Origin of the sequence: Vibrio sp. 10N.222.55.C6 (assembly GCF_041473395.1) — a bacterium.
Taxonomy (GTDB): domain Bacteria; phylum Pseudomonadota; class Gammaproteobacteria; order Enterobacterales; family Vibrionaceae; genus Vibrio; species Vibrio crassostreae_C.
Map to the genome: position 1 here is coordinate 1 of NZ_JBFRSD010000043.1, position 6319 is coordinate 6319.

Here is a 6319-nt window from a genome sequence, read left to right on the forward strand (position 1 = left end):
CCGTCTTTAAAGTGTGCGAGCGCAAGTAAACGCATCTTCATCTGAATGGTTTTTTGCTGGCTCGCAAGCTTTTTGAAGTCAGTGTTATTAAGGCTATCCATGGCTAAATTTCACAATAATTCATCAATCTTAATTAGATCACATTTTTACTTTAATTGGTATAAAGACACCGAGCCCCTGCACTTCATGCTATTCCGGCACATATCAGAAAGCCTAGTCTGACGACTAGGCTTTCGTCGTTTCCTGCGTATGTGTTTTGGGTTTTAGTAGTAGATCCTTATCGCTAGCTATGAAGTACTTCTCTATATATCGGGAGGTGCTGCTTGGGAATATAGGTGGTCACTTCTAACTCTTAAGCTAAATAGAGCAGAGCACTAATCTGATTGTTTTACTATGTGAAATTCTCTATCGCGTACGTACTTCGCCCTAAGGAGTGAGACTTTATTGCTTGAATACGTAAAGGGTAATTGTCGATTATGTTCGTATTGGTACTCGTTTAGCTGCTATCTAAACCATACCTGATACACGTATCTGGAACCCTGAGACTGACTAAGGAAAAGGTAGGATGCTTAACACTTCAAGCTATCACACTCACTGTGCATAAATAGAGATGTTGATTCGAAAGACCATCAAACAAACCTAAATAGCTATCTCGTAGATACAAAAACGCCTAGCGTTTGCTAGGCGTTGATAAATAGTGTCTCTAATACATCGACTACAGTATTTGCTTAAGCACCCTATCGGCTTTCACACGAGTGATCTTACGAATCAACTTCTGAACTTCCATCGGGTAGCTCTCTACCTTGTCTAACTGCTTATAAGTACAGATAAGCTGAGTGTGTTGAAGGATGTTATCCACTTCAGCCTGAAACTTGTCTGTTAGGTGATGGTAGTTATCTTGGATAAAGATACCGTTCTCTAGATCCAACTTCCATGCGCGTGGATTTAGATTATTACCTGTTAGTAGCATGTAGCGCTTATCTACCCAAATGCCCTTTAGGTGGAAGCTATTGGAATCGTGTTGCCAAAGTCGAATTGATAGATTACGGCTAGCAATATGAGCTTCATTCGCTTTAGCGAAACGGCGTAAGTTCAGTTCGTAAAGGTATGGCAAACCACCAATCGTTTTAAACTCTTCTTCTGGTGAGATAAAGAAATCATTCGCTGTCTTATCACCAACAACAATGCTGACCTTTACGCCACGCTTAAGTGCTTTCTTCACTTCTTTAGCTAGGCTAGGTGGGAAGTTGAAGTAAGGTGTGCAGATGAAGATTTCATCTTTAGCTTGAGCGACGAGTTGGTTGATTCCCTGATTCAGACGGTTACGTCTTTTACCGATACCAACCAATGGTGTTACAGCCACTTGCTCTGCTGAAACCTCTTGCCCTTCGAATTGATACTGAGACCTTGCCAATGATGCTCGAAACTGACGAATCGCTGGTTTCAGTTCTTTGGTCGCAGGCTTGTTCTTATCAGCCAGGTCATAAACAGCGCTGTCCGCAACCATCTGTTCGTGTACGTAGGCAAACATTGAGTCAGCAAGAGCTGCATTGTTTAAAACATGGTAACGATCAAAGCGATAGCGGTCATGGTAATTCAGATAGATATTGTTAAGGCTTGCACCGCTGTATATCACGCTATCATCGACGATAAAGCCTTTTAAGTGCAATACGCCAAAGACTTCTTTGCCGCGAACGGGAATGCCATAGACAGGCACAGAATGTTGATATTTCTCTGCGAACTCTTTATACATGGCTGCATTGCCTTCAGAAGACTCTGCGCCAATCAATCCACGCTGCGCCCGGTGCCAATCGACACAAACGCTCACGTCTAATTCTGGATTCTTTTGCTTTGCTTCATATAAGGCAGTTAGGATCTCACGGCCAGCCTCATCATCTTCAAGATACAAAGCGACTAAACTAATACGAGTCGTTGCGCGAGATATTTCATCAAGTAGGCGAGTTCGAAACTCTTGCGCTGATAGTAGTACTTCAAACTTGTCAGGATTCTGCGCTATGGTTGGCAACTGTATGAATGGATTCCTACTGGCAATCATATTGACTGTTTTACCTTAAAAATATGCAAAATTGCGAACTTTTAATTTTACCAAAGGGATAGCACCAAATACTAGATAATCGAGGCATTCTCTAACAATTTTGCTGATAATGCATAGGAATGAGATCTTTTCCGCTATTCGAATAGCGCTCGTATAAAACTCTTAAACCATTTGGTAGATCTTTAGGGTCTACTTGTACGAATTTGTGTCGCGCGTAAAAATTGGTGAGATGAGCGTACGCAAAGCAGTAATCATCTTCCGTAAGCGTATGTTGCGCACAATAATCCATAAGCTGGGAGCCTAATTGCTGACCACGATGTTGTTTTGATATCGCCATACCGGTAAGTAAGCGATTATTTTCTATTGTACGAAAACGCACGACACCGCACAGTTCGTTATTCAGCAATAACGAATAGATCAGTTCACTCTTATTCGCTTTTCCCGTTGGGTAATGTTCTTTATAGAAACGTTTAATTAGGGGAACCTTTACTGGGTCTAATTGAGTAATGATGACATTGTTCATTCAGTCACTGCGCCATTGGTTTATCTGCTGTAGAATGACCGCAGTGTAAGTTAATTGAATATCGCCATGCAATTCCATCTCAATGCTAGTTTAAAAAATGTTCATACTTTTTCCATCGATCAGACGTGTGATGCGTTGGTTGAAGTCACCACTACCGAAGAACTTATTTCGCTTTACAAAGACCCTAAATGGTCAGCTTTGCCTAAGTTAATACTGGGTAAGGGCAGTAATATGCTTTTTACTGAGCACTTCGCTGGCCTGGTCATCGTGAATAAATTAGCCGGGATTGAGCTGGCCGAGACGGACAGTCATCACCTACTGCATGTGAGTGGTGGCGAGGATTGGCCAAGCTTGGTTGAGTGGAGTGTGGATAAAGGGCTGGGTGGTCTAGAAAACCTAGCAATGATACCCGGCTGTTCCGGCTCTGCTCCGATTCAGAATATTGGTGCGTATGGTGTTGAGCTACAAGACGTATGCGAGTATGTCGATATCCTGTGTCTGGATACTTATACAGTTAAGCGATTAAGCAAAGAAGAGTGTCTCTTTGGTTACCGAGATTCTATTTTCAAACACGCTCTCTACGATAAAGCGATTGTTGTTGCGATTGGTTTAACGTTGCCGAAAGAGTGGGAGCCATGCAATCACTATGGCCCGTTAAAAAGCCTAGCAGCCGATACGCTCTCCCCTCGCACTATATTTGATGAAGTGTGTGCTATCCGTTCAAGTAAGCTGCCAGACCCTAGAGTACAAGGGAATGCGGGTAGCTTCTTCAAAAACCCTGTGATCACCAAAGATCATTTTGATCGCTTGTTAGCTCTATATCCAAATATGGTTGGTTATGAGAGTAATGACATGATCAAAGTTGCTGCTGGCTGGCTGATTGATCAATGCCAGTTCAAGGGTGTGACAGAAGGTGGCGCTCAGGTTCACCCCAACCAAGCATTGGTTATTATCAATTATGATGAGGCTTCTGCTGTGGATATCCTTAAGCTTGCAGAGCGAGTGCGCCAGTCCGTTTTGAATAAATTCGATATTCGATTGGAACATGAAGTGCGCTTTATGGGACGAGACTGCGAGACAAACTTGGATAAGGCTTTGGAGTCATTGGCATGAGAGAGCACAGTACCAAGCTTGCACTATTGAGATGTCTTTCTGACGGTGAGTTTCATTCAGGTGAAGACCTAGGTGAAATGATTGGCGTATCACGAGCGGCTATCAGTAAGCACATTAAAGGTATTCAAGAGTGGGGTTTAGATATCTACCGAGTACAAGGCAAGGGTTACAAACTAGCCAGTCGTTTGGATATGCTTGACCAAGACAAATTGTCTGCAGTTAGTCGCGATGCTTCTCTTGAACTCATTCCCATCATAGGTTCTACAAACCAACACCTATTAGAGCGCACTAACACCCTCGAATCGGGTTCTGTCTGTATTGCTGAATATCAAGCTGCGGGTCGTGGACGCCGTGGACGAGAGTGGGTATCACCATTTGGTGCAAACCTCTATCTTTCAATGTATTGGAGACTCGACGCGGGGATGGCTGCCGCAATGGGCTTAAGCCTTGTGGTTGGTGTAGCTGTTGTTGAAGCTTTGGAAGAGATGGGCGTAGAAGGTGTAAAGCTTAAATGGCCGAACGACCTTTACCACAATGACAAGAAGCTTGCAGGTATCTTGGTCGAGCTGTCAGGACAGTCTGGCGGCGCTGCGCATATTGTGATTGGTTTAGGGCTAAACCTATCCATGGATCCAACAACATCAGGTATTGGCCAGCCATGGACTTCCCTTAAAGAAGTGTGTGATGGGAAGGTGCCAGACCGTAACCAGTTAGCGCAGGCTCTGATCAATGCTTGGGATAAGTCACTTGTCGACTACGAGTTGAAAGGAATGTCCAATTTTTTAGAGCGTTGGAACCGCTTGGATAATTTCTTAGGTCGCAATGTTAGATTGATCATTGGACCTAGAGAAATTGAAGGTGTTGTTCAAGGCATCGATGAACAAGGTGCTGTATTGCTCAAAACTGAGAATGGTGTCGAGAGCTATATTGGTGGCGAGATATCGCTAAGAAAAGGCGACTAAGGCGTTACTATTTTCTTAGTAACACTTCTTCAACCATATGATCTGCGCCTTTACGTAGAATCAGGTGAGCCCTTTCTCTTGTCGGAAGGATATTTTGTTCAAGGTTCAAGCCATTAATTGAACTCCAGATACCTTCTGCTTTGTCCAATGCGGCTTGGTTCGATAATTTAGTGTAATGACTAAAGTAAGAGCCAGGCTTAGTAAACGCGCCATCGCGGAATTTCATAAAGCGATTGACGTACCATTCTTTGATTTGTTGGCTATCAGCGTCAACATAGAGTGAGAAATCAAGGAAGTCTGAAATAAACACGCGATGTGGCTCGTGTGGATAATTCATTCCGGTTTGTAAAACATTAAGCCCTTCAATAATAAGCACATCTGGTAGGTCGACGCACTTAACGTCATCAGTAATATTGTACGTAAGATGCGAGTAAACAGGGGCTGTGACATTTCTCTTGCAAGCTTTTACATCCGAAACAAAGTTCACTAAACGCTTGATATCGTAAGATTCAGGAAAGCCCTTTTTGCTCATCAACCCTTTCTCTTCTAACACCTCGTTTGGATATAAAAAGCCATCGGTTGTCACTAGTTCAACTTTTGGGTGGTTTTCCCAGCGAGAGAGTAGGGCTTTAAGCAGACGCGCAGTGGTACTTTTGCCAACAGCTACGCTACCCGCAATACCGATGATAAAAGGTGGCGCTTTCTCTTTCTTATCTAGAAATTGGTGGAGTACCGAGTTTCTATTCTGTCTGGCTGCCACATAGAGGTTCAATAGACGAGATAGCGGTAGATAGATCTCTACTGCCTCTTCCATTGTGAGCTTTTCATTGATGCCTTGAAGCTCTTTTAAGTCGCTCTCAGAAAGTGTCATCGGAACTAAATTCCTTAGCTCAGACCAACGTTCGCGGTCAAATGACATAAATGGGCTCATACAAAACTCTATAGTGGATAACAAAACAAGTGCATGGAAAATACATCAAGCGATAGATAAATAAAATATCTTCCTGTACTAGATGCGGGTTAAAGACGTAAACCTTGAGCTAAATAGCCGTATGTAGGAGTTTGGTCAGAGAATTTTGCACTTTTTTTCAATTTACTATTGCAAGGTGGAAAATCATTCAATAAAATGCGCCCCACTTGTGCCGACTTAGCTCAGTAGGTAGAGCAACTGACTTGTAATCAGTAGGTCACCAGTTCGATTCCGGTAGTCGGCACCACTTTCTCCCTTCCTATAAGGCAAGCGAGAGAAAGCTCAAAATTTGGAGAGGTTCCCGAGTGGCCAAAGGGAGCAGACTGTAAATCTGTTGGCACTGCCTTCGATGGTTCGAATCCGTCCCTCTCCACCATATTCTAAAGGTTAAATAGCTCAAACAGAGTTACGTGTTGCGTGCATCGTATAATGGCTATTACCTCAGCCTTCCAAGCTGATGATGCGGGTTCGATTCCCGCTGCACGCTCCAACTCATTTTGTGTGCTGATATAGCTCAGTCGGTAGAGCGCACCCTTGGTAAGGGTGAGGTCCCCAGTTCGACTCTGGGTATTAGCACCAGTCTAAAGCTTCTTCTCCTTTAATAAAGAAAACCATTTTTTTTGGTTGCGTGGTCTTATTTTAAGCCACCTAATCCGTACCTAGAGGGACACCCCATGTCTAAAGAAAAATTTGAA

The 6319-nt window shown here is 43.3% G+C and carries 5 protein-coding genes and 4 tRNA genes; 6 read left to right on the top strand and 3 right to left on the bottom strand.

Translation table 11 applies throughout. The features are described 5' to 3' along the window. Positions 1–715 precede the first annotated feature (715 nt). Entirely contained in the window at positions 716–2056 is a 1341-nt protein-coding gene (pssA, locus tag AB4486_RS21040) for a CDP-diacylglycerol--serine O-phosphatidyltransferase (protein WP_029235079.1), read from the bottom strand. Between the two features lie 91 nt (positions 2057–2147). After that, entirely contained in the window at positions 2148–2579 is a 432-nt protein-coding gene (locus AB4486_RS21045) for a GNAT family N-acetyltransferase (RefSeq protein ID WP_372101466.1), read from the bottom strand. 66 nt (positions 2580–2645) lie between these two features. Here AB4486_RS21045 and murB point away from each other — a divergent pair, with 66 nt between their 5' ends. After that, the gene (gene murB, locus AB4486_RS21050; RefSeq protein WP_017059799.1) at positions 2646–3692 is read left to right on the top strand and encodes a UDP-N-acetylmuramate dehydrogenase; all 1047 of its coding nucleotides are present in this window, start codon (positions 2646–2648) and stop codon (positions 3690–3692) included. Beyond that, positions 3689–4654 (top strand): bifunctional biotin--[acetyl-CoA-carboxylase] ligase/biotin operon repressor BirA, encoded by a 966-nt coding sequence (gene birA, locus AB4486_RS21055; protein WP_372101469.1) that lies wholly within the window; start codon positions 3689–3691, stop codon positions 4652–4654. Before murB ends, birA begins: the two co-directional genes overlap by 4 nt. A 7-nt stretch (positions 4655–4661) precedes the next feature. On the opposite strand, the gene coaA is transcribed toward birA, so the two are convergent. Further along, a complete protein-coding gene (gene coaA, locus AB4486_RS21060) occupies positions 4662–5585 on the bottom strand; it encodes a type I pantothenate kinase (protein WP_017066910.1) in 924 nt (307 codons plus the stop codon). 210 nt (positions 5586–5795) lie between these two features. On the opposite strand from coaA, the gene AB4486_RS21065 reads away from it, so the two are divergent. The 4 genes from AB4486_RS21065 (at position 5796) to AB4486_RS21080 (ending at position 6203) form a co-directional block, all read left to right on the top strand. Continuing rightward, a tRNA-Thr gene (locus AB4486_RS21065) sits at positions 5796–5871 on the top strand. 44 nt (positions 5872–5915) lie between these two features. Next, positions 5916–6000: transfer RNA gene (locus tag AB4486_RS21070), tRNA-Tyr, on the top strand. A gap of 39 nt (positions 6001–6039) precedes the next feature. Next, positions 6040–6114: transfer RNA gene (locus AB4486_RS21075), tRNA-Gly, on the top strand. 13 nt (positions 6115–6127) lie between these two features. After that, positions 6128–6203 (top strand) — tRNA-Thr (locus AB4486_RS21080). Positions 6204–6319: the final 116 nt, after the last annotated feature.